The organism is Mesorhizobium sp. M00.F.Ca.ET.216.01.1.1 (assembly GCF_004010325.2).
In the GTDB taxonomy this organism is placed as follows: Bacteria; Pseudomonadota; Alphaproteobacteria; order Rhizobiales; family Rhizobiaceae; genus Mesorhizobium.
Map to the genome: position 1 here is coordinate 12,615 of NZ_SADR02000011.1, position 22,494 is coordinate 35,108.

Here is a 22,494-nt window from a genome sequence, read left to right on the forward strand (position 1 = left end):
TCCTCGTCGCCAAGCTCGACCGCCTCTCGCACGACGTCGCGTTTATTGCGGACTTGATGGCCCAGCGTGTCGTTCATCGTCGCAGAACTCGGTGCCGACACCGACCCTTCATGCTGCACCTCTACACCGCACTGGCCGAGAAGGAGCGCCGGCAAATTTCGGAACGGATTCGTGCCGAACTGGCAGCCCGGAAGCAGCGTGGCGAAAAGCTGGGTATCCACGAAATGCCAGCGATGCGGCTGCGACCGGTCACCTGGCCCAGGTTGAGGCGGCGAGCAGTTCGCCCAAATCGTGTTGCCTATCATCGCTTGCCTACAAGGCGGGCGTCACGAGCCTGCGGGGGATAGCAGCCGCGCTAAATGGTCGAGGCGTGCGGCGGCCGGTGGCCGACGGTCGATGTGGCGCGAAAAGCAACTTCGATCGCCGCTCTCGCGGGAGCATGGATCGAAACACTGCTACGCAAGCCGTGTTGATTTGGCTGGCCGGTCGCGCCCGTGGATCGAAACCGTTGCCGAGCGCACGATAAGAGGCTCGTGTCGCCCCTCTCGCGGGCGGAAGGGGCGGAACCGGTAGACTGGGAGGCGATGGCGGGGGTACTTTTAGCATAGGACAGCGCCAGTTCGCTGAGAGACGACCCTTCGGATCTGCTCACGACGCCAGCAACCGTCGCCAATTGTGATTGCCCGGCTTGTAGAAACGCCAGTTTAAACTGGGACGGTTAGCATACTATGACAAAAGTGGTTGCGGGGACACGCAATCATCTGAAATAGCGAAATGATCCCGAGTTCCTCACGCTGGTCGCATCTACAGCCTCCGCGTTGAAGTGCGGGCTCTTTTGTGCAGCAGCGTAGCACGCGGCAAACCGTCGTCGCTGATGATTCCCACTCAATTGCTTCGTCCAAAGATAGCCGTCCGACTTCGGTGCGTAATTTATTTGCAAGCCGTAGCACGGCGAGCAGATGTGCCGTCAAAAATCTGGCCTTTTGATTTCATTGACGAATTTCAGTTGTTGGTGAATCCCATACTTCGCAGACTATCTGCGATCAACTGATATCGGCCGGCCGACGCCAGCGTGCCGAAGCGAACGGGTGCCCTCGCCAGCTTTTCAAGGCATGAATTGCCCACCATTGACCTCAATGATCTGTCCGTCGACGTAGCGGCTCAATTCGTCCGAAGCGAGGAAGAGAAAGGTTCCAACGCAGTCTTCGGCAGTTCCCAGGCGACCCAAAGGAATCATTGTCCGGGCTGCCTCCAATTGCGTCGTCGTCGACACCTTTTCATGAAACGGCGTGCTGATGACCCCCGGCGAAACCGCATTCACCCGGATATTGTAAGTGGCCTCCTCCTTGGCGAGATTGCGCGTGAGCGTGCTGACCGCCGCCTTCGCAGCAGCATAGAGCCCCGCTCCGGCTGTGCCGCCGGTGCGGGCGGCGATGGAGGTGACATTTATGATGTTGCCACCGCCATGTCGCCTCATGATTGGGATAGCGGCACGGCAGGCGGCATAAACCGACGTCAGGTTCACGTCCAGCACCCGGCGGTAATGCTCCAGCGAGGCATCAACCAGCGGAACGCGCCCGAGCATGGCGCCGGCATTGTTGATGAGGATGTCGAGCCGCCCGAAATGTGCGGCCACCGCCTCGACCGCCTTGCCCAGGGCCTCGATCTCGGTGGCATCGGCCTGGACGATGAACGCCTTACCACCTGTCGTGCGGATGTCGGCTGCGACGGTTTCGGCCTCTACCCGATGCGAATTGTAGTGAACGCCAACGTTGGCGCCCAGCGCGCCGAAAGCGCGGGCAACTGCGGCGCCGATCCCTGTGCTGGCGCCGGTAACAAGGACGGTCTTCCCGCTAAATTCTTCAAACATGGCTGCGCGACCCCTGAATTGAACGGTGAGGTTAAAGTCGGATGCCGACGTTCTTGGTCTGCACGTATCCCAGCAGGGCTTCCTGACCCTTCTCACGTCCGTAACCAGACCGCTTGGCGCCGCCAAAAGGAGTCTCCACACCCCCGACCCACCAGTCATTGACGTACACCTGGCCTGCAATCAGGCGGTCGGCTGTCCAGTGGGCAAGCCGGAGATCGTCCGTGAAAACGCCGGCGGCGAGCCCGTAGTCCGTACCATTGGCGATGCGAATGGCATCCTCCGGGGTGTCGAATGGTATGACGACAAGCACCGGCCCGAAGAACTCATCATTGGCAATCCGCATTCGGGGCGCGACGCCGGTGAAGATCGTTGGCGGCATGAAATAGCCGGGCCGATCCAGTCTGCGGCCGCCGCAGGCCAGCTTTGCGCCCTCTTGAACGCCCGCCCGGCAAAGCGCCTCGATACGCGCCAGCTGCTTTTCCGAAATCACAGGTCCCATGTCACAGCCCTCGATACCAGGCCCGACCGAGCGCGCGCCCGCCTCAATCCTGAGCTTTTCCACCAGTACATCATGGATGGAGCGGTGGACGAGAACCCGGGATGCAGCGGAGCAGATTTGCCCCGAATGGTGAAAGATACCCCGCGCGACATTACGCGCCGTGCGATCGAGGTCAGCATCCCGGTAAACGATGCCAGCGGATTTCCCGCCCAGTTCCATGACGCAGGGGATGACGCGCTCTGCCGCCGCGCGCAGCACGCTCTTGCCGGTCTCGACTGAGCCGGTGAAGACGATGTGGTCGACCTCGCGGTGGGAAACGAGTGCGGCGCCCGCCTCGGCGCCATAGCCGCAGACGATACTGAGTGCCCCTTTTGGGACTCCCGCTCGTTCACAGGCTTCGGCAAACAGAAAGAGGCTGAGCGGCGAATCTTCAGGTGACTTCAGCACCACCGTGTTGCCGGTGATGAGCGCGCAGGCGATGGAACGTGCGCCCACAGGAAGGGGGCCGTTCCATGGCACAATCTGCGCTGAGATGCCGAACGGCATATGCACGGTGTAGTCGACAACCCCGTCTCCCAACGGGATCTGGCGTCCCTCCAGCTTGTCTGCCATGCCGCCATAATACCTGAGGTAGCGCTGAGTGAGCGCCACCTCTTTGTACCCGTTCGGCCGGGTCTTTCCGTTGTCGTGGACCTCGACCTCGGCAATCTCGTCAGCGAGGCCGTCGAGTTGCTTCGCAATTCCGAACATCAGTTCGCCGCGTTCCGCTGGCGTCATCTGGAGCAGGACGCGACTCTCGAAGGCGCGATGTGCGGCGGCGACCGCACGGTCGATATCCGCCGCACCACCACACGCAACTTCGGAAATAACTTCACCGCTGGCGGGGTCAACGATCGGAATGCTTCGTCCATCGGCCGCGTCGACCCATTCGCCGCCAATGAAGTTGCGCCAATAGTCCCGCACCTGGCCAGCCAAAGAAACACCTGCAGTCTAGAGAGAACTCGCACCATCAATAAAGGCACGTTGGGGGTGTGGCGAATGTCAAATTCGGATAGCGCTATGACGAAGTTGCATTTTTGACTCAGCGCAAAGCAGGCTGTCGTCGCAGCGGATATATGATGCAGGTTCGGGCGCGTAGGCGCAATTCACTGTCCCGGCCGAGCAACCGGAGCATTGATCGACGCGGTTGACTCGGCACGATAAGCAGCTGGCGCTTGCCAAGTGTGTCTGGCTGATCAGGGAGATGCACGACACTATGGAAATCCGTTGGCTCGAAGATTTCCTCAGCCTAGTCGATACGCGCAATTTCTCCCGGTCAGCCGAAGCAAGATACACCACTCAGCCCGCCTTCAGCCGGCGCATCAAAAGCCTCGAGGAATGGATAGGCGCGACACTCTTTGACCGCACCGCTCAGCCCATCCGTCTCACGCCATCTGGCGAACGGTTCAGGCCGGTCGCCGAAGATGTGCTACGGCGCCTCTATCAAGGACGCGACAGTGCCCGGCTGATCGGCGAGGCATCCGTGAGCACGGTCCGCTTCTCGGCAACGCATAGCCTCTCACTGACATTCTTCCCGATGTGGCTGCGGGCAGTCGAGCTGCGCAGTCACACGTTCAACACCCGCCTCGATTCAAACCAGTTCACTGACTGTGTGCAGTCACTGCTCAGGGGCGATTGCCACTTCATGCTCAGCCACACGCATCCGAGCATCGAAATGCACCTGCCTCCGGCCCATTTCACTTCCAAGATCGTCGGGCGGGATAAACTCATCCCCGTTACACTGCCCGATAGGACCGGCCAACCGATTGACCGGCTGCCGGGAACCCGCGATGAGCCTGTACATTACCTCGCCTATTCCGAGACCTCCGCGATCGGCCGTGCAGTCGAGCACATGCTCACCCATCTCGAGGCACCGGTCCATTTGAACCGAGTCTTTGTCTCTCATCTGGCTGCCGTTCTCAAGACCATGAGCAGCGGTGGCAGGGGCATGGCCTGGCTGCCGGAAAGCGGCATTGGCGAAGAGCTGACGGCCGGCTCCCTTGTTCCTGCCGGTGATGAGAGATGGTCCATACCTGTCGAGATCCGCCTGTACCGCTCACGAGATCCCCTACCCCCGACGGCAGAAGAATTCTGGACCCTGCTTGAGGGCGAGGAAGTCGCGACCGGATGATGCACGAGACGCATCAGACAAGGCCAAGCCTGCATTGGTTTTGTTGCGAACCTCACTGATATCTCTTGGTCACAGGAAATTGTGAGCCAACCGATGTCCCTAAGTCAGCCGAAAAAACGCGTCGCCTTGCTCGGCCTGATGCTCGAGAGCAATAGCTTTGCCCCGGTCACCAGCAGGGATGACTTCCTCAATCGCCTTTACGTGGCTGGCGACGAGTTCCGCGCGGAGCTCAATCGTACCGAGTCCAAGCTGCCTGCCGAACTGCTGAGCTTTCACGCCGCGATGGACGGCGCTGTCGAGTGGGAGCCTGTGCCGATTCTGATCGGGTTGGTCGAGGCCGGGGGACCGCTAGACCATACTTTCTTCGAAGAAACGCTGTCTGAGATGAGCGCTCGGCTGCAGGCGGCCATGCCATTGGACGGCGTTTATATCTGCAACCACGGAGCCATGATCACCACCGAGGATCGCGATCCCGACGGAACGATATTCGAGATGATTCGCGGTGTCGTCGGCCCGGACGTTCCGGTGGTCGCCACTCTCGATTTGCACGGCAATGTTTCCGACCGCATGGTCCAGGCCGCCAATGTCGTCATTGCGTACCAGACCAATCCGCACGTCGACATGATAGCACGCGGGCAGGATGCCGCCGGCGCACTGAATGAAATGTTCCATGGGTTGCGACCAGGCGCCGCCATGATCCGCCTGCCAGTGACCCCTCCCACCGTGACGCTGCTGACCGAGACGGGACCATACGCCGACCTGATCAGATATGCCCGCACGAAAGTGACGGATGATATCCTCAACATCTCGATCCTTGGCGGGTTCGCCTATGCCGACACGCCCAAGAACGGGTTGGCGATCATCGTCACCACTCGTAGCGGCAAACATGCGGCGCACAAGCTGGCCATCGAGATCGCCGAGCACGCCTGGCAGGACCATGAGCGCTATGTGCCGGCTCTGATCCCGCTGGAAAAAGCCGTGGCGGCGGCGGTGCGGGCCGGAGAGGACATGACGCTAGGGCCGGTGATCCTCGCCGACGTCGCCGACAATCCAGGCGGTGGCGCCAATGGCAACACCACCTGGATCCTGGAGGCTCTGGTGAGGGCTGGCGCCAAAGGGGGGGTACTCGGCATCTTCAACGACCCGGCGCTTGCGGCCCAGGCGATGGAACTCGGCGAGGGCGCTCGTTTCCGCGCAATATTCAATCGCAATGCGCCTGATCAATATTCACATCGCTTTGAGGTCGATGCCACCGTGTTACGCATCCGTGATGGCGACTGCGTCGGGCGGCGTGGCTTTTACGCGGGCCGTCGCATCAATGTCGGAACCACTGCACTGCTCGACCTGGATGGCGTGAGGGTCGTCGTCATCTCGATACGCACGCAATGTGCGGATCCGGTCTTCCTCGAGATGATGGGCATCGACATCGCCAAGGCCCGATCCGTGGTGGTCAAGTCACGCGGCCATTTCCGCGCCGGGTTCGATGAGTTCTTTACTCCGGATCAGGTCATCGAAGTCGACGCGCCCGGCCTTTCGTCGCCAGTCTTGTCACGCTTCGATTTCAAGTACCTACCCCGTCCGATCTTCCCGATCGACCGCAACGTCAGTTGGCCCCCGCGCCTAAGCGCGCTGGCATTGTAAACGGGAGACGCCGTCGATGGGCCTGTCCGATCTCGAGACTCCGGCTTTGATCCTGGATCGCAGCGTGGTCGCACGCAATGCGGCGAGGATGACGGATCGCTTCAGGGGGACTGGAGTCCGCCTCCGACCACACACCAAGACGGCCAAGTCCATTGACGTGACGCGTCTTGCACTGGCTGGCAACTTCGGCGGTGTGACCGTCTCCACGCTCCGGGAGGCGGAGTACTTCGCCTCACATGGCATCACTGACGTCACCTATGCGGTGAGCATCATCCCCGACAAGTTGCAGCGCATTGCCGCACTGCTGGCCCGAGGCGTCAAGGTCACCGTGATCACCGATCAGCGAGCTGTAGCCACGGAGATCAGCCGCCGGGCCGTGGATCTGGGGATCGTTCTCGACACACTGATCGAGTTGGACTCCGGCGAGAGGCGCTCCGGCGTGATGGCCGATTCAGATGTGCTGATCGACTTGGGCAAGGCGCTCCATGCTCTGCCCGGCACCCGTCTTGTAGGCGTGCTGACTCATGCCGGCCACTCCTATCAGGGGCGGAGCATCGCGGCGATCCAACAGATCGCGGAGGATGAGAGGCGCTGCGCGACGACCGCGGCCATGCGCCTGCGCATCGCCGGGCTGCCCGCCCCCGTAATCAGCATCGGCTCCACGCCGACCGCTACCCACGGGCTTTCTTTCGAAGGCATCACCGAGGTGCGGTGCGGAGTCTACATGTTCTGCGACGTCTTTCAGTCGGAAATCTTCTCCTGCAGCAGCGCCGACATAGCAGTGTCGGTCCTGGCGACCGTCATCGGTCATCGACCCGACATGAACTGCGCGCTCATCGATGCAGGCGCCTTGGCCCTGTCCAAGGACCGCAGCACCGGCGCCCCCGGCCTGCCAGAGGACGCAGGTTTCGGTCTGGTGATGGATGTGACAGGCACGCATCGCATCGGCGGCGTCAAAGTGGGGCACGTCTACCAGGAACACGGGATGCTGGTTGCGGACGGGCCGTTCCCGTTCGGCGAACTGTCGGTCGGCACGCGGGTGCGCGTGTTGCCGAACCATGCTTGCATGACCGCCGCGATGTACGATGCGTATCACGTGGTCAATGGGACCGATGACCACGAGATGCTGACCTGGCCTCGGATCAACGGCTGGTGAACCGTCGCCAAGGCGGCGCCTAGGCAGCTCGCCGGCGCGTTTCAATCAAAAAAGTTCAGAGTGGCACTAAAGACGCACACCGGTTGCGGCGTCGAACAGATGGACGTGGTCGGGATCTGTGGCAAGTCGGATCTTGTCGCCCGGCTTGAACGGGTGGCGCTGGTTGAAGATCGCGCAGACGCGCTCGGCCGCAAGCGTTGCGAAGACTTCGATGTTGGCGCCCGTGGGCTCGACGACTTCAACGACTGCTTCCGAGCCGGCATCGCCTGTAGCGAGGCTGAAGTGTTCCGGTCTCACACCATATACCACTTTCTGACCTTCCCTTCCGCCGAATTCCTGGGGCGCTGCGAGCCGGGTCCCGTCCACCGCCTCGACAACCACGCCGATGTCGCTGCGCGCGAGCGTGCCCTCGATGAAGTTCATCGACGGCGATCCGATGAAATCAGCGACGAACAGGTTTGCCGGGGTGTCGTAGAGTTGGAGTGGAGTGCCCACCTGCTCGACGCGGCCGGCGTTCATGACCACAATGCGATCGGCCATAGTCAACGCCTCGATCTGGTCATGCGTGACGTAGACAGAAGTCGTTTTGAGCCGTTGGTGGAGCGCCTTGATCTCGGTGCGCATGGTCACGCGCAGCTTAGCATCGAGGTTTGACAATGGCTCGTCGTAGAGGAAGACCTGGGCGTCGCGCACCAGCGCACGGCCCATAGCGACACGTTGCCGTTGGCCACCCGAAAGCTGGCGCGGTGAGCGCTGTAGATATTTCTGGAGATTGAGGATTTCGGCCGCTTCTTGAACACGGCTTGCAATCTCGCCTTTGGTCCTCTTGCGCAGTTTGAGGCTGAAGCCGATGTTGTCGAAAACGGACATGTGCGGGTAGAGCGCATAGTTCTGGAACACCATAGCGATGTCGCGATCCTTCGGCGGAACCTTGTTGATCACTTTGCTGCCGATGGCGATCTCGCCCTTGGATATCGATTCCAGCCCGGCAATCATTCGCAGCAGAGTGGATTTGCCGCAGCCCGATGGTCCCACCAGCACCACGAACTCCTGGTCCTTGATGTCGATGCTGACGCCGTGAAGTATCTTCGCCGCGCCAAAGGCCTTTTCGACACCGCGAATTTCTACGGAGGCCATGTCTTTACTTTCCTTCTGCTGTGTCCGGCGGTGGCTACTTTACGGCTCCCAGTGCCATGCCGCGGATCAGGTAGCGCTGGAGCCATGAGAAGACGATAGCCACTGGCACCGTAGCCAGAACCGTTCCGGCCATGACGTGGTGCCATTCAATTTGATAGCGGCCCGCAACCTGCGCGAAGATCTGCACCGGCAGGGTGTAGTTCTCCGTGGAGCGGATCATGGTGAGGGCGAGGACGAACTCGTTCCAGCTATTGATGAATGAGAAGATGCCCGTGACCACCATTGCCGGCACCGCCAGCGGCAGAAATATCTTCGTCAGGCTGACGAAATGGTTGGCCCCGTCCATCCACGAAGCCTCTTCGAGTTCACGTGGAATGGTGTTGAAATAGCTCTGCAGCATCCAAATGGTGAATGCCATGTTGAACGCCGCATAGGTGAGCACCAGAGAGTTCAGGTTGTTGACCAGCCCGAACTGCACCATCAGCCGGAATAGGCCGAGGACCAGGACGATGGGTGACATCATCTGCGTCATCAGCAGGAAGTTGCGATAGCTGCCCTTGCCGCGGAACCGATGTCGGGAAAGTGCGTAGGCCGCGGGGATGCTCAGGACCAGGGCAAGCGCAGTCGACGATACGCTCACATAGAGGCTGTTGAGCAATGCACCACCGAAATTGGTCTTCCCCCACATGTCTACGAAATTGCCCCAATGGAACTCGCTGAAGGTCCATCGGGGCGGATACACGAAGAGCTCGTCGCGTGGACGAACGGCGGTCACGAACATCAACCCGAACGGAAATAGGATGACGATCATCAGTGGCGACAGGAGCACCCAGTAGAGGATGCTTTTCTTAAGCCGCGACATCATCATCTTTGTGCTCCCCGTCAACGGTACTGTCGGTTTCGGCACGCATGACCATAACCACGTAGAGAGCCGTGAATATGAGCAGGACACCAAACATGATCAGCGAAATGGCCGAGGCTTTGCCCAGTTGGCCGAAGCGGAAAGCCAGCTTGTAGAGATATGTCACAAGAATATCGGTGCCGTTGGCGGGGCCGCCCTCGGTCATGACCCAGATAATGGGCAGCGAGTTGAACACGTAGATGACGTTGAGCACGATCGCTATGTTGATGAAGGGCTTCATTAAAGGCAGCGTGATATAGCGGAACTGGTCCCAGCCCGTCGCCCCGTCAACCACGGATGCTTCGTAGGAATCTTGGGGCAGCGACGAGAGTCCCCCGAGAAAGATCGTGGTCGTGAAGGGGATCGAGACCAGGATGCCGATCAGGATTTCAGCGGTGAACGCGAGTGGTGCGGTGGCCAGCCACTCGATCGGCTCGGCGATGACATGCAGGTCCATCAGCGTGGCATTGAGGAGCCCGGCGCGGCCATTGAGACCCCAGCGCCAGACCACTGCCGTCATCGTCAGCGAGATCGCCCAAGGCAGCATGATGATCACGCGCGCCAGGCTGCGACCGATGAAATCGTCGTTGAGGACGAGGGCGACGGGCAGCGAGATGAGCAGGGTCCCACCCACCACTGCGACCGTCCAGATTATGGTGCGCCACAGCGATTCGTAAAACAGCGGTTCACCGAAGACGTCTGTGAAGTTGTACAGTCCGGCAAAGTCCCGCAACTGCCCAAACCGGCTGACTTCATGCAAAGACGTCCACGCCAGATCGACGATCGGGTAGCCGATGACGAACATCGCCAGCCCCAGGCTGGGCAGGATCATCAGCAGGGGCGTCGAACGCAATGCAGATTTCATACGCTGAACCAGGGTTTCGGCGGGGTTATATGAATTGCCTAGAGCATCGGACCCAAAGTGGGTACCGGTTTTGGGTCCGATGCTCAAACAAAAGTTTAGAGCGGCTGTACAATTCGACTTGAAAGTCCGCCGCTCTAGTTGGAAAAAGGGGCGGCAATGGGCTGCCGCCCCTACAAACCAACGGTACTACTTGCTGCGGATAGTGTTGATTTGCGCCGCAGCGGCCTGAAGGGCGGCCTCCGGAGCCTGCTGGCCCAGATAGATCTGCTGCATCGTCCGAACGGTGATGTCGGCGATTTCCTCCCAGTTTGCGATGGTAGGAGCAAACTTGGCGTAGGGCAGACCGGCGGCGAAGCCGGAGATATCTGGGTCGGTCTTGTAAAATTCCTCTGCTGCGACGTTCTTGGTCACAGGCAGGAAGCCTTCGCCATGATCGAACTTGGTGCGCCATTCGTCCTTGTAGGCGAACTCGATGAACTTCCAGGCTGCGTCCTTGACGTCCGAATTGGCGAACATCATCAACGTATCGGTGACCCCATACGTGGCCTTTGCCTTGCCTTCGGGAAAGGGCATGATCTTGTAGTGCAGATTGGGTGCCTCAGCCTTGATTTGGGGGATCAGCATTGGAAAGGTGAAAACCATGCCGACCTTGCCCTGCTTGAACAGGTTGAAGACCTCTTCACGATTGTAGTTGGTCGGCGACGGCTGGGTCAGACGCTCGTCGATCATGGTCTTGTACAAGACCGCAGCTTTGAGAGCTTCAGGACTGTCGAGCCCGCTGGTGCCGTCGGCCTTGAGGATGTCGCCGCCGTGCGTCCACAGCGAGTAGTAATAGTATGCGTCCGTCTCGATCTCCTTGCCTTGCAAACCGAAACCAAAGGTATCGGGGAGCGCGGAAAGTTTCTTGGCCGCGTCGTAGAATTCGTCCCAGTTGGTCGGGGGCGTAGCGCCTGCCTTCTCGAACAGATCCGTGTTGATCATCATCGCACGGGCGGACGCCGCGACCGGCAGTCCCATAATCTTGCCGTCAACGACCGAAGGGGCCATGAAGGTGTCGATGAAAGTCGATTTGAATTCGGGCGTCAGGTGGGCATCCAGCGACTCAGCTACGCCCTGCGAGGCGAAGTCGAGCAGCCAGCGCGTTCCGATGATCGATATGTCAGGTGTGGTGCCGCCGGCGATGTCAGAGGTCAGCCGCTGCAGCAGCGTATCCCACGGCACGACCTGGATTTTGATGTCGATGTCCGGATTCTCTTTTTCGAAGGCAGCCGCAACTTGCTCGAAATAAGGACCGGTATTCGAACTATATTCCGCGACCGTGAAATCGACGCGGGTCTGCGACTGTGCGGGAACAATTGCTCCCAAGACGCCAATGGCAAGCGTTGAAGCTGCTATTGTCTTCCATGATATGGGCTTCATCTCTGTCGTTCTCCATCTGCCATCCTTGCTGAGGTGGAGTTCCGAATGGCGACTTCCAACAGCCTAGGCAGTAGGCTCACATTGCGCTGCACGGCACGCGCTAGAAAATAGAATTATCGCATGCCGGTATGAAGCTGCCGCATAGTTTGAGCTGTCGTCGGGCGTCGCACCGGATTGCCGATTCAGAGACGTCCCGATGCCTTCTGGCGAGGTTCCATCAAGAGGAAAACCCGAGCGCGCGAACTCATGGCTGCGCTCCTCGGGCGAATCGCCCCAAGCGAAAAATAGGACAAAACAGCAACCGTCAACGCCTTTCAGCGCTGGGTGTTCTATTGCGCATTGCGCCAGGAATATTCCGGCGTGAATCCGAGTACGCGGCGCGCCTTGTCGATGGACAGCAGGGTCTCTCTGCCGTCGAGAGCTTTTCGCAGCGGGACCCCAGGATAGATTTGCTTCATCAGCGCAGCGCTCTCGCATTCCATGACGGTGTCGGCATTGGCAATGATGAAGTGATCGGCGCCGACGAAGTCAACGTGCAGGGCCTTGCGGACAGCCTGCGCGCAGTCGCGGGCGTCGATATAACCCCAGAGATTCCATTCGCGCAGGTGCCCGTCCTCCTGCCATCCGGGGAAGCGCTTGTAGTCGCCAGGCTCCATCACATTGGAAAGGCGCAGTCCGATGAATGTCGTGTCGGGATTCCAGCGCTGCATCTGACGTGCCATCTCTTCGCCGAGGTCCTTGGAAAGCGAGTAGGCGCTCTCGGGGCGCATCGGATGCTCCTCGTCGATCGGCGCATAGGCCGGCGGATTGGCCGGATTGAACGGCAACCCCAAAGTCGTTTCGCTTGACGCCCAGACGATGCGCTTGACCCCGCTGCGGATGGCAGCGTCAAAGACGTGATAGGTCGAAATCACGTTGTTGCGGAAGGTTACGTCTTCCGGGACCAGATCGGGAGCCGGAACGGCGGCAAAATGTACCACCGCATCGGGGGTACGAAACTTGCGGAACGGATGATCCTTGCCGCCGGTCCACTGCATCGCATCGATGACCTGTCCAAAGTCCTTCAGATCCACCTTGTAGAATGGGCATATCGGATCGGTGGAGGGCTGCATGTCGATATTGAGGACGCTGTAGCCGTGCGCAACCAAGTCTCTGCAAACCGCCCGACCCGCCTTGCCACTGCCGCCGGTAACAATCACGTTTTTCATTTCGACTTCCTCCAATTTGCGCGCGGCACCGTTCGCCCAAACCCACGTGGTGGTCAGTCGGCGTTGCAGGATGGGCGAAGTCTAGTTGCACGGTGGACGCCCGTGCGAATGCCAAATTCTGATTCCGCCATGTGTCTTGGGCATTGGGCTGCGAATGATGTCGACTGCTAAGGTTAGATGTTGCTGAGCGGCGAGAATAGGAAATTGGGGCAGTCCCAGTCCCGAGCGTGGATCCAGGTGGCCTTGGCTTAAAATAGAGGAAGCAGAGATGTCGCGGCATTCCGGCACGGTGGCATTGGTGACTGGCGCAGGACACGGGATCGGACGCGCGATAGCCCTGCAGTTGGCGCGCGAGGGCGCGGCGGTCACCGTGGCCGAGATCAACGAGGATTGGGGACGCGAAACTGTCGAGCTGCTGAAGGCCGCCGGCGCCCGGACGCATTTCGTCAAAGCCGATATCACCAATTTTGCGGAAGTCGAGGCGGCGTTCGCCGATGCCACCGCCGCCCTTGGTCCCATCTCGCTCCTGGTCAACAACGCCGCCTTCACCGACGCCGGCAATCTCGCGGACATTGCGCTCGACGGCTGGCACAAGGAAATCGACGTTAATCTCAATGGCACCTATCACTGCATCCGTGCCATCTTGCCGCTGATGCGGGCGCAGGGCGGCGGGGCGATCGTCAACATCTCCTCGGTCAACGCCACGCGCTATTTCGGCAACCCCAGCTACAGCGCCGCCAAGGCTGGGATCATCAGTCTCACCCAGTCGGTGGCCAGCGAATTCGGCCGCGACGGAATTCGCTGCAATGCGGTCTGCCCCGGCTCCGTGCGCACCGACAACATCACCTGGACCACTCGCCAGCAGAAGGATCCACAGGTGTTCCAAAAGCTGGCGCGTTGGTACCCGCTGGGCCGCGTCGCCGAACCCGAGGACATCGCCAATGCCGTGGCGTTTCTCGGCTCCGATCAGGCTGGCTACATCACCGGCGCGGTGCTGCCGGTGGACGGCGGTCTGCTCGCCGGAATGAACGTGATGATCGACGAATTCATCCTCGAATCCCGCAACGACTGAGTTGGAAAGTCCACGATGCTGATCATTTCCGAAGACCTGGCGCGCCGCCTGGTGAGCGTCGAAGACGCGATCGGCGCAGTCGAACAGACCTTCGCGACGATGGCCAGGAGCTACGCACGCAATTACCCCGTGGTGCGCGAGATCGTGGGCTACCGGGATGCCGTCTTCGGGGTCAAGACCGGTGCTGACGTCAACGCCCCCTTCCTTGGGCTCAAGGCCGGCGGCTATTGGCCCCACAATTTGGGCCGGGGCCTGACTAACCATCAGTCCGCCACTTTGCTTTTCGATCCCGAGACCGGACGCGCCGCGGCGCTGATAAGCGCCAACTATCTTACCGGTGTGCGAACCGGCGCGGCCAGTGCCATCGCAACGAAATATCTTTCCCGCCCGGACGCTCAGACATTGGGCATCATCGGGACAGGAGCGCAGTCGACCTATCAGCTGCGGGCGACATTGGCGGTACGGAACATCCGCCGGGTTTTCGCCTGGGATACCTCGCTCGCCAATCTCACAGCCTTTGGTGAGACGGTCCGGGAGTTTGGTCTCGATTATCTGCCGCAGGTCGGGCGCGAGGCAGTGGCGGCCAATGCCGATGTATTGATCACGGTCACGCCGTCGCAGCAGGCCCTGGTGCAAAAGCAATGGGTCCGTCCCGGCACCCACATCAGCGCCATGGGCGCTGACACGAAAGGCAAGCAGGAGCTCGACCCTTCCCTGGTCGCTACAACGGCAATCTTCGTGGACGAGGCTGCCCAGTCCTTCACCATCGGCGAATGCCAGCACGCGTACGCTGCGGGCCTGATCGGCGAGAAGGACGTGCGCGCAAGCCTTGGCTCCGTCATCGCCGGGATAGCCGAAGGGCGACGCAGTGCCGACGAGATTACCCTGTTTGACGGTACCGGCGTCTCGCTGCAGGATCTGGTGGTGGCAAACCTGGCCGTCAAGCGCGCCACCGAGCAGGGGCTTGGTGCAAGTGTGGATTTCTGAACGCGAGCGCAGACCGCCGAGGTACATGCGCCGAACCGTGCTTCGCGCACTTGGCCGGCCGCCACAGCGCTTCGGCGAGCGGATCGGGCATAGCGCCCAACGCAAGGCGTAGATGTCGGCGCCAAGGATGAGATTTTACGGCCTCATTTCGGCTGGTCGTCGCGCCGCCATGGCGGGCATCAGATGTCGTTAACATCGCGGCCGGCCTGCATCTCGGCGGCAATAAATCCTATCCAGACATCCAGCCCTTCGGCGGGTTCGCGGACACATCGCTGTGGAAGAGGGCTTGTCAGGCTCCCAGAGAGGTCTGCACCGCACCGAAACTCAGGCATCGAGAATATTATGGCCGCGTATCGCCCTGCAGACAGCGTCGGTGACATCACTGGTCGATGCCTTGCCACCCAGGTCAGGCGTCATGATGCCGGAGGCGCAAACCCGCTCGATGGCTTGCATCAACTGGGCAGACGCGGCGCCTTCGCCCAGATGATCCAGCATCTGAACGGCCGTGCAGAAAGTAGCAATCGGATTGGCGATTCCCTTGCCCGCGATATCGAAGGCGGAACCGTGAATCGGCTCGAACATCGAGGGAAAGCGTCGCTCGGGATCGATGTTGGCTGTCGAGGCCACGCCGATGCTACCGGCCAGCGCGCCAGCCAAGTCGGACAATATGTCAGCGTGCAGATTGGTCGCAACGATCGTGTCGAGGCTTTGCGGCTTCATCACCATGCGCACCGTCATGGCGTCGACCAGCATCTTGTCCCAGACAACGTCCGGAAAGTCGCGTGAGACGTGCTCAGCGATTTCATCCCACATCACCATGCCGTGGCGCTGGGCGTTGGACTTGGTTACGACAGTCAGGCGTTTCTTGGGGCGCGAGCGAGACAACAAAAAGGCGTAACGCATGATGCGCTCGACGCCAACTCGCGTAAACACCGATACTTCGGTAGCCACTTCCTCCGGCAATCCGCGGTGAACCCGACCGCCTGCGCCCGAGTACTCGCCTTCCGAATTTTCCCTCACTATCACCCAGTCCAGATCGCCGACGCCCGCGTTGCGTAGCGGAGAAGTGATGCCCGGGAGGATCTTGGCCGGCCGCACATTGGCGTATTGGTCGAAGCCCTGGCAGATCGGCAGCCGTAACCCCCACAGAGTCACATGGTCCGGAACGTCGACCGCGCCAACAGCACCGAAAAAGATGGCATCAAAACGCTTGAGCCTTTCCAATCCATCGGCCGGCATCATCACCCCGTGGCGTTTGTAATACGCCGACCCCCAATCGAAGATCTCGTAGTTCAGCCGCAGATCGTCGCGCCGCTCGGCCAGCACCTTCAACACGGCGATGCCGGCACCGATTACTTCAGGGCCGATCCCATCCGCAGGTATCGCGGCAATAGAAAACTCTCGCACCATATATCTCCCCTCGGCCGGACCGCATGCCTCTGTGAATACTTTTACCCCGGCTTTCGAGATGTTGTAGCCAGGATCGCCTCGGTCGCGTGGTGATGCCCTGCCTTGCTGCGGGGTCAGGCCGTAGCCCCGGGGAAGATCTCAAATCCGGTGTCGATGATTGACGGTGTTTCGGGGCGTTCAGGGGCCTGAAGGATTGCCTCGATCGCCTTTTGCCCGATCAGGAAACGGTTCGAACGCATCGTGGACAGGGGCTGCGGCAATTCCCGCCCGATATCCAGACCGTTAAAGCCGAAGATCGCTAGTTTGTCCGGCATCGCAATGCCCGCCGCGAGGCAGTGGAATATGCCGCCCACCGCCATGTCGTCGTTGGAATAAACTGCGACATCGACCGATGAAGTGGCGCAAAGCTGCGCCGTCTGTTCCCGTCCTGCTGCAATGGAACTTTGGCCGTCGGCGATGGCATGGGCGATGAAGGACAGTCCCGCCTGGCCAAGGGCTTCGCACAGGCCGTCATAGCGCAGGCGCGCACGACGATCGGCGGTCCAGTCATGTCCGACATAGCCGAATCGTCGGTATCCGCGCGAGATCAGGTGCTGGCCCGAGGCATAACCCGCTCGCCGGTGCGACATGCCGACAGCAACGTCGATGGGGGCGCTGTCGATATCCATCATCTCGACCACGCGCACGCCGCTTTGGTCCAGCATGCGACGGGTGGCCATGGTGTGATCGAAGCCTGCGATGAGGATCGCCGCAGGTTTCCACGCAAGCAAGCCGCGCACCAGCGTTTCCTCGCGGTCCATGTCATAGTCGCTGATGCTGATGACCGCCTGATAGTTCGACGTTTTCAGCCCGGCACTGATGCCCCGCAACACCTCGGGGAAGACAATATTTGACAGCGAGGGAACCACGACCCCGACCAGATGTGAATCCAGTGATGCCAGCGATCCAGCGATGCGGTTGGGTACATAACCAAGGGTGCGGACGGTTTCCATCACCTTGGCGCGAGTCGCTTCGGCCACCAGCCCCTGATTACGCATGATTCGCGACACGGTGGATTCACTGACACCGGCCAGGAGCGCCACCTCGTGGACCGTCACCTTGCTTTTTTTTCCCTGAAGGCGTTGCTTGGTCTTCGTCAACGGGATCCCCTTTTTCGGAGGCAGCATTCAGACGGTGGTTGAACGGCTGTGATGCCACGATCCAAGCGGGGTTGTATATTTGTTTTGCGCCCGAAGGCGCCAAGGGGCGACATGTAGCCGCCCCTTTTTGCAAAGGTTAGCGTTTGACATAGTTGCGCCACGGGTGCGCTTCCTTGAAATTCAGAACCTCTCGGATCTTGCGGTTCGACAGCGGCGCCTCGTCGCGGCCCATCGTGCGGGTGATCGGGGTTTTCGGGCAGAACTTCGCAAGGAATTCCGCCGTGGGCAGGTCGGCGGTGATGGTGTCGTTCACGGCGTTGAATACTTGAAAGCCAAGCCCGTCCTTTTCCAGGCACAGATGCACGATCTCGCCCAGGTCACGGGCGTCGATATAGCTCCAGGCGTTGCGCTTGCGGCACATCGGATCGTCGAGGTAACCGGGGAAGTTCACGTATTCATGCGGCTCGATCACGTTGCCGATGCGCAGAGCGTAGATGTCGGCGCCGTAGCGCATTGCAAAGGCGCGGGCGGTCTTTTCGTTGACCAGCTTGGACAGACCGTAGCTGTCCATCGGGTCGTTGTCGTAATCTTCTTCCAGCGGGAAAGAGTGGTAGTCCTTGTCGCCTTCGGCAAAGCAGACGCCGTAGGTCGTTTCGGAACTGGCGATGATGACCTTGCGCACGCCCAGCTTCATCGCCGCTTCGATCACGTTGTAGGTGCCCACGGTGTTGGCGGCGAAGGTTGTGTTGTCGGGGTTGATCATCACGCGCGGCACGGCGGCGAAATGCACGACCGCGTCGGGAGCCTTGGGCGGAGCACCGTCATTGTAGCCGTCGAAGCCGAAATGCGTGGTCAGCGCGTTGAACACCTGACCGCTATCGGTGATGTCGGTGATCAGCGTGTTGACGCCCGGATGATCGAACGGCTTCAGATCGACATTGAGGACCGAATAGCCCTTGGCAAGCAGATGCGGCACGGCATGGCGACCGGCCTTGCCCGTGCCACCCGTAAAAATGATGCGTTTCGTCATGGTCAGTCTCCGTCAATTGGATAATTCGTCAGGCTGTTGCGTAATCTGTCACGTGGCGGGATCAGCCCGTAGCCGCCAGCATGACCCGTTCCTGTGTCGCATCTTCGCGGTCAAGAACACCGGCGATGCGCCCTTCCTTCAGGACCACGACCCGGTCGCTGATGGCAAGCACCTCGGGCAGGTCGGAAGAGACGACGATGATCGACATCCCAGCCTCGGCCAGCCGGTTGAGCAGGGCGTGCACCTCGGCTTTGGCGCCGATGTCGATGCCGCGCGTCGGTTCGTCGACGATCAGGATGCGTGGCTTGCGTGCTACCCACTTGGCGATCACGACCTTCTGCTGGTTGCCGCCCGACAGGTTCAGCAACTTTTGTTCAGGCGACGGTGTCTTGATCCCCAGCGAGCGGATATAGGCAAGGCAAGCGTCCGTCTCGCGCTTGCGGTCCACCACGTCCATCGTGCAGTAATCCGACAGGTGCGTCAGGCTGAAATTCTCGCGCACGGACATGGCTAGGACGAGGCCCAGTTCCTTGCGGTCTTCGGTCACGAAACCGATCCCGAGGTCGATGGCCTGCGAGGGTTCGCGAATGGAGACCTTTTGCCCCTCGACCCGGATTTCGCCGACGCTGGGGCGGCTGCCGAAGATCATTTCCATGATCTCGGTCCGGCCGGAGCCGATCAGCCCGAAGAAACCCAGCACCTCGCCCTTGTGCAGATCGAAGCTGACATCCGCCACCCGCGCCCCGCGCGAGGTGGGCCGCTTCAGCCCGAGGCCGCGTACGGACAGCAGCACGTCTTTGGTGGCGTGCGAGTTGTGTTCTCCGAAAAGCTGCGACATATCGCGGTCGACCATCTTGCGCACGAGGATGTCGCGCGTCATGTCGCCAATCAGGCGGGTGTCGACGGTTTCGCCGTCGCGCAACACGGTCACGCGATCGCCGATCTCGAAAATCTCGTCCAGTCGATGCGAGATGTAGACCACACCGACGTTCTGCGACGCCAGCTTGCGCACCATCCGCATCAACGTCGATGCCTCGTGGTGGCTGAGGGAGGCAGTCGGTTCGTCCATGATGATCAGCTTTGAGCGATAGGAAATCGCGCGCGCGATCTCCACCATCTGCTTTTGCCCTATGCTGAGGTTGCCGACCTTTGTCGTCGGCTCGATCTTCATGTCGAGTTCGGCCAGCACGGCCTGGGCATCGGCGTTCATCTTGCGGCTGTCGATCAGCCCGCCCGCGCCAAGCGGTTCGCGTGCAAGGTAGATGTTTTCGGCCACGGTCAGGTTGTTCACCACCGCCAGCTCTTGATAGATGATGCTGATCCCCAGTGCGCTGGCATGGACAGGATCCTTGATCACCACCTCTTGCCCATCGACACGGATCACCCCACCCCGATCGGCGCGATATACGCCGGTCATGATCTTCATCAGGGTACTCTTTCCGGCGCCATTCTCACCGGCAAGGACATGCACCTCTCCTCGCGCCAACTGGAGATCGACCCGGTTCAGCGCCTTGACGCCGGGAAACGTCTTGGCGATACCGTGCATTTCAAGGAAATAGGACATCGACGCCTCGGCCTTCATAAGAACAAAGGGGCGAAGCCGGGAGAAGGCTCCGCCCCGCTCGACAGCTTACTTCGTATAACTGCCGAGGTTGTCAGCGTTCACCACGGTCACGCCGGTATCGACGTCCTGGCTTTCGGTCTCTTCGCCCTTGACCTGGGCAACGAGATGTTCGACGGCCAGTTTGCCCATGGTCACGGGGCGCTGCACCATGATGCCGTTGATGTAGCCGTCCTTTACACCCTGGATGGTGTCTGGCAGGTCATCAAAGGCGAAGACGGCGATCTTGCCCTTGCGGTCAGCAAATTCCTGCTGTGCAAGAACCTTGGCCACAGCCGGGCCACCAACCTGGCTCATGCCGAAGATGCCAGCCAGATCCGGGTGGCCGCGTAGCAGCGCTTCGGTCACTGAGACGGCCTTGGCGAGGTCGTCTTCGGTGCCTTCGACGGCAACGATCTCGATTCCCGAGTACGCAGCCAGCGCTTCTTTCACGCCGTCGATACGCTCGTTCAGGTTCGATGCGCCAAGCTGCCCGGTCACGATGGCGATCTTGCCCGTGCCACCCAGCGCTTTGGCCATCGAGTTGCCCATCGTCACGCCGGCCTGCTTGTTGATCGTGCCGATATACAGGCTGCGACCGCTTTTGCCACTGTCGCTGTCAAAGGTCACGACCTTGATGCCTGCGTCCATCGCCTGCTTGATCACGCCTTCGACCGACTTCGGCTCGTTCACCGAAATGGCGATGCCATTGACCTGGCGGGCGATCAGGTCTTCGATGATCTTGACCTGGGTTGCGCCTTGAGTGTTCTGCGGAACGACCCACTGGTAGCTGACACCCAGAGCATCGGCAGCGGCCTGCGCGCCGGTGTTACAGTCGTCAAAGAACGGCACGGCAACTTTCGGCACCACGGCGATCGTGATGTCCTGGGCGAACGCCGCGGTGCTCGCCAGAATCGCGACGGAAGCCATCGCCGCCGCACGAGCTAATTTCATAAAGGTACGCATCAGTCTTTCCTCCTTGCCCGCTCGTTCCTGAGACGGGCCTTTGTTTTGTCTTGGTCGTAACTTTTCGTCTTGGCGTTGATCAGAGAGCTTTTCCTCAGCCATTCCCTCCCGTCAGTTTGTTGCGCAGCACGTCCAGGCTGACGGCGATCAGGATGACCCCGCCGGTGATTGCCTGTTGGGCATAGGTATTGATGTTCAGCAGCACGACGCCGTTGGCGATGACGCCGACCAGCGCAGCCCCGATCACGGCACCGGTGACGCTGCCGACGCCGCCTGCAAGGCTGGCCCCGCCGATTGCCGCCGCGGCGATCACATCCAGTTCAGAGCCGAAGCCTGACGCCGGTTCTGCCGTCAGATAGCGCGAGAACCCGATGATCCCGGCCAACGAGGCGATGGTCGATGACAGCATATAAACCGCCAGCTTGACCCGGTTCGTCTTGACCCCGCTGAGCCGGGCCGCCTGTTCGTTGCCGCCGGTGGCATAGACGTGGCGGCCAAAGCGCGTCCGCTTCATGATCAACGCGAACAGCACCATCAAAACAAGCATGATCACAACGGGAACGGGGACCGGCCCGAGGTAGCCCTGCCCAAGCAGGGAAAATGCAGGAGGCGTTTCGGGAGTGACGGGGACGCCGTGCGTCACCATGTACATCATACCGCGCCCGATGCTGAGGGTACCCAACGTGGCAATGAAGGGCGGCAGGCCGATGGCAGTAATCAAGAGGCCGTTGGTTAGTCCGAAGACCATGCCCACCGCAACGCCCGCGCCGATGCTGACGCCGGTCGAATAGCCGGCATCGAAGCACAGCGCCGTGACAAGCGAGGCAAGGCCCATCGCCGATCCGACCGACAGATCGATGCCGCCCGTGACGATCACCATGACCATGCCGATGCTCATGATCGCGGTCAGCGAAAAGGCGCGAAAGACGCCCATGAGGTTGTTCGTGGTCAGGAAGTAAGGCGTGTAGAGGCTGATAAGCGCGCCCACGATCAGCATGGCGACCAGCACGTTCACTTCGCGCACGTGCCGCAGTTGGTAAAGTTCATGCCAGATGCGAGCGGGCGGCTTTTCCAGCACCGCCTTGTTACCAGATATGGACATGCACGTTCCCTCCGCTCGTCTTCGGCCTGCCTGAGCCCGACCTCATGCTGTGCCAGCAAGCCCAGCCGTGCGAACCCGACAGCAACACCACCGGCCGCTCCGCGTCGGTTTCCTGCGGATCCCCATGGCGATAAAATGATAGCGCTGTCATTTTTGCGAAGGATACGGCGACCGTCAACCTTCATTTTGAGAATAACGCGATGCGTTTTTCGCAAGGAGGCGGCATGTGCGGCGAGAAATCTCTTGAAAATAGGCAGAATTTCAATTTTCTGTGGCTAACGCGATCTGCTCTGCAGCGATGACAGCGCTGCTATCCGGAAAC

The 22,494-nt window shown here is 60.4% G+C and carries 19 protein-coding genes and 1 pseudogene; 7 read left to right on the forward strand and 13 right to left on the reverse strand.

Annotation, left to right across the window (positions count from 1 at the left end; translation table 11 throughout):
* Positions 1 to 56: 56 nt before the first annotated feature.
* On the forward strand, positions 57 to 347 hold the full coding sequence (locus tag EN859_RS40475) for a recombinase family protein (RefSeq protein ID WP_348632927.1): 291 nt from the start codon (positions 57 to 59) through the stop codon (positions 345 to 347).
* Positions 348 to 1,105: 758 nt separating this feature from the next.
* Here the strand turns inward: EN859_RS40475 and EN859_RS15730 are convergent.
* Positions 1,106 to 1,870, reverse strand: coding sequence for an SDR family NAD(P)-dependent oxidoreductase (locus EN859_RS15730; protein ID WP_127853982.1), 765 nt, complete (start codon positions 1,868 to 1,870; stop codon positions 1,106 to 1,108).
* Between the two features lie 31 nt (positions 1,871 to 1,901).
* Complete coding sequence (locus EN859_RS15735; RefSeq protein ID WP_127853813.1) at positions 1,902 to 3,344, reverse strand: aldehyde dehydrogenase family protein; 1,443 nt, start codon at positions 3,342 to 3,344, stop codon at positions 1,902 to 1,904.
* A gap of 280 nt (positions 3,345 to 3,624) precedes the next feature.
* Between EN859_RS15735 and EN859_RS15740 the strand changes: the two genes are divergently transcribed.
* The 3 genes from EN859_RS15740 to EN859_RS15750 all read left to right on the forward strand — a co-directional run bounded on the left by EN859_RS15740 (position 3,625) and on the right by EN859_RS15750 (position 7,336).
* On the forward strand, positions 3,625 to 4,539 hold the full coding sequence (locus tag EN859_RS15740; protein ID WP_189501998.1) for a LysR family transcriptional regulator: 915 nt from the start codon (positions 3,625 to 3,627) through the stop codon (positions 4,537 to 4,539).
* A gap of 93 nt (positions 4,540 to 4,632) precedes the next feature.
* Positions 4,633 to 6,180 (forward strand): M81 family metallopeptidase, encoded by a 1,548-nt coding sequence (locus tag EN859_RS15745; protein WP_127853815.1) that lies wholly within the window; start codon positions 4,633 to 4,635, stop codon positions 6,178 to 6,180.
* A gap of 16 nt (positions 6,181 to 6,196) precedes the next feature.
* Complete coding sequence (locus EN859_RS15750) at positions 6,197 to 7,336, forward strand: alanine racemase (RefSeq protein WP_127853816.1); 1,140 nt, start codon at positions 6,197 to 6,199, stop codon at positions 7,334 to 7,336.
* A gap of 66 nt (positions 7,337 to 7,402) precedes the next feature.
* Here EN859_RS15750 and ugpC read toward each other — a convergent pair whose 3' ends face one another.
* The 5 genes from ugpC to EN859_RS15775 form a co-directional block, all read right to left on the reverse strand.
* On the reverse strand, positions 7,403 to 8,473 hold the full coding sequence (gene ugpC, locus EN859_RS15755) for a sn-glycerol-3-phosphate ABC transporter ATP-binding protein UgpC (protein WP_127853817.1): 1,071 nt from the start codon (positions 8,471 to 8,473) through the stop codon (positions 7,403 to 7,405).
* Between the two features lie 34 nt (positions 8,474 to 8,507).
* Positions 8,508 to 9,341 carry a carbohydrate ABC transporter permease gene (locus EN859_RS15760; protein WP_189502001.1) on the reverse strand — a complete coding sequence of 278 codons (834 nt, stop codon included), beginning with the start codon at positions 9,339 to 9,341 and terminating at the stop codon, positions 8,508 to 8,510.
* Positions 9,322 to 10,239, reverse strand: coding sequence for a sugar ABC transporter permease (locus EN859_RS15765; protein ID WP_127853818.1), 918 nt, complete (start codon positions 10,237 to 10,239; stop codon positions 9,322 to 9,324). The genes EN859_RS15760 and EN859_RS15765 overlap by 20 nt, the downstream gene beginning before the upstream one ends.
* Before the next feature lie 186 nt (positions 10,240 to 10,425).
* A complete protein-coding gene (locus EN859_RS15770) occupies positions 10,426 to 11,658 on the reverse strand; it encodes a sugar ABC transporter substrate-binding protein (protein WP_127853819.1) in 1,233 nt (410 codons plus the stop codon).
* Positions 11,659 to 11,987: 329 nt separating this feature from the next.
* Positions 11,988 to 12,866, reverse strand: coding sequence for an NAD(P)-dependent oxidoreductase (locus EN859_RS15775; protein ID WP_127853820.1), 879 nt, complete (start codon positions 12,864 to 12,866; stop codon positions 11,988 to 11,990).
* A 268-nt stretch (positions 12,867 to 13,134) separates the two neighbouring features.
* Here EN859_RS15775 and EN859_RS15780 point away from each other — a divergent pair, with 268 nt between their 5' ends.
* The 3 genes and pseudogenes from EN859_RS15780 to EN859_RS15790 form a co-directional block, all read left to right on the forward strand.
* A complete protein-coding gene (locus EN859_RS15780) occupies positions 13,135 to 13,938 on the forward strand; it encodes a glucose 1-dehydrogenase (RefSeq protein ID WP_127853821.1) in 804 nt (267 codons plus the stop codon).
* Between the two features lie 15 nt (positions 13,939 to 13,953).
* A complete protein-coding gene (locus tag EN859_RS15785; protein WP_127853822.1) occupies positions 13,954 to 14,925 on the forward strand; it encodes an ornithine cyclodeaminase family protein in 972 nt (323 codons plus the stop codon).
* A gap of 129 nt (positions 14,926 to 15,054) precedes the next feature.
* Positions 15,055 to 15,191, forward strand: a pseudogene (locus EN859_RS15790) (mandelate racemase); the annotation flags it as partial.
* Positions 15,192 to 15,249: 58 nt separating this feature from the next.
* On the opposite strand, the gene EN859_RS15795 reads toward EN859_RS15790, so the two are convergent.
* From EN859_RS15795 to EN859_RS15820, 6 genes are all read right to left on the reverse strand, one after another.
* Positions 15,250 to 16,332, reverse strand: a complete 1,083-nt coding sequence (locus EN859_RS15795; protein ID WP_127853984.1) for a tartrate dehydrogenase — start codon at positions 16,330 to 16,332, stop codon at positions 15,250 to 15,252.
* 116 nt (positions 16,333 to 16,448) lie between these two features.
* On the reverse strand, positions 16,449 to 17,474 hold the full coding sequence (locus tag EN859_RS15800; protein ID WP_245525587.1) for a LacI family DNA-binding transcriptional regulator: 1,026 nt from the start codon (positions 17,472 to 17,474) through the stop codon (positions 16,449 to 16,451).
* Positions 17,475 to 17,610: 136 nt separating this feature from the next.
* On the reverse strand, positions 17,611 to 18,504 hold the full coding sequence (locus EN859_RS15805) for an NAD(P)-dependent oxidoreductase (RefSeq protein WP_127853824.1): 894 nt from the start codon (positions 18,502 to 18,504) through the stop codon (positions 17,611 to 17,613).
* Between the two features lie 61 nt (positions 18,505 to 18,565).
* A complete protein-coding gene (locus EN859_RS15810; protein WP_348632928.1) occupies positions 18,566 to 20,086 on the reverse strand; it encodes a sugar ABC transporter ATP-binding protein in 1,521 nt (506 codons plus the stop codon).
* A 48-nt stretch (positions 20,087 to 20,134) separates the two neighbouring features.
* On the reverse strand, positions 20,135 to 21,070 hold the full coding sequence (locus EN859_RS15815; protein ID WP_210237697.1) for a sugar-binding protein: 936 nt from the start codon (positions 21,068 to 21,070) through the stop codon (positions 20,135 to 20,137).
* 94 nt (positions 21,071 to 21,164) lie between these two features.
* Positions 21,165 to 22,148, reverse strand: coding sequence for an ABC transporter permease (locus tag EN859_RS15820; protein WP_210237698.1), 984 nt, complete (start codon positions 22,146 to 22,148; stop codon positions 21,165 to 21,167).
* Positions 22,149 to 22,494: the final 346 nt, after the last annotated feature.

Excerpts from the sequence above, each read along its gene's own strand:
- EN859_RS40475 (WP_348632927.1), top strand. The coding sequence starts at position 57 with ATGGCCCAGCGTGTCGTTCATCGTCGCAGAACTCGGTGCCGACACCGA.
- EN859_RS15730 (WP_127853982.1), bottom strand. The coding sequence starts at position 1,870 with ATGTTTGAAGAATTTAGCGGGAAGACCGTCCTTGTTACCGGCGCCAGC.
- EN859_RS15740 (WP_189501998.1), top strand. The coding sequence starts at position 3,625 with ATGGAAATCCGTTGGCTCGAAGATTTCCTCAGCCTAGTCGATACGCGC.
- EN859_RS15745 (WP_127853815.1), top strand. The coding sequence starts at position 4,633 with ATGTCCCTAAGTCAGCCGAAAAAACGCGTCGCCTTGCTCGGCCTGATG.
- EN859_RS15750 (WP_127853816.1), top strand. The coding sequence starts at position 6,197 with ATGGGCCTGTCCGATCTCGAGACTCCGGCTTTGATCCTGGATCGCAGC.
- ugpC (WP_127853817.1), bottom strand. The coding sequence starts at position 8,473 with ATGGCCTCCGTAGAAATTCGCGGTGTCGAAAAGGCCTTTGGCGCGGCG.
- EN859_RS15760 (WP_189502001.1), bottom strand. The coding sequence starts at position 9,341 with ATGATGATGTCGCGGCTTAAGAAAAGCATCCTCTACTGGGTGCTCCTG.
- EN859_RS15765 (WP_127853818.1), bottom strand. The coding sequence starts at position 10,239 with ATGAAATCTGCATTGCGTTCGACGCCCCTGCTGATGATCCTGCCCAGC.
- EN859_RS15770 (WP_127853819.1), bottom strand. The coding sequence starts at position 11,658 with ATGAAGCCCATATCATGGAAGACAATAGCAGCTTCAACGCTTGCCATT.
- EN859_RS15775 (WP_127853820.1), bottom strand. The coding sequence starts at position 12,866 with ATGAAAAACGTGATTGTTACCGGCGGCAGTGGCAAGGCGGGTCGGGCG.
- EN859_RS15780 (WP_127853821.1), top strand. The coding sequence starts at position 13,135 with ATGTCGCGGCATTCCGGCACGGTGGCATTGGTGACTGGCGCAGGACAC.
- EN859_RS15785 (WP_127853822.1), top strand. The coding sequence starts at position 13,954 with ATGCTGATCATTTCCGAAGACCTGGCGCGCCGCCTGGTGAGCGTCGAA.
- EN859_RS15805 (WP_127853824.1), bottom strand. The coding sequence starts at position 18,504 with ATGACGAAACGCATCATTTTTACGGGTGGCACGGGCAAGGCCGGTCGC.
- EN859_RS15810 (WP_348632928.1), bottom strand. The coding sequence starts at position 20,086 with ATGAAGGCCGAGGCGTCGATGTCCTATTTCCTTGAAATGCACGGTATC.
- EN859_RS15815 (WP_210237697.1), bottom strand. The coding sequence starts at position 21,070 with ATGCGTACCTTTATGAAATTAGCTCGTGCGGCGGCGATGGCTTCCGTC.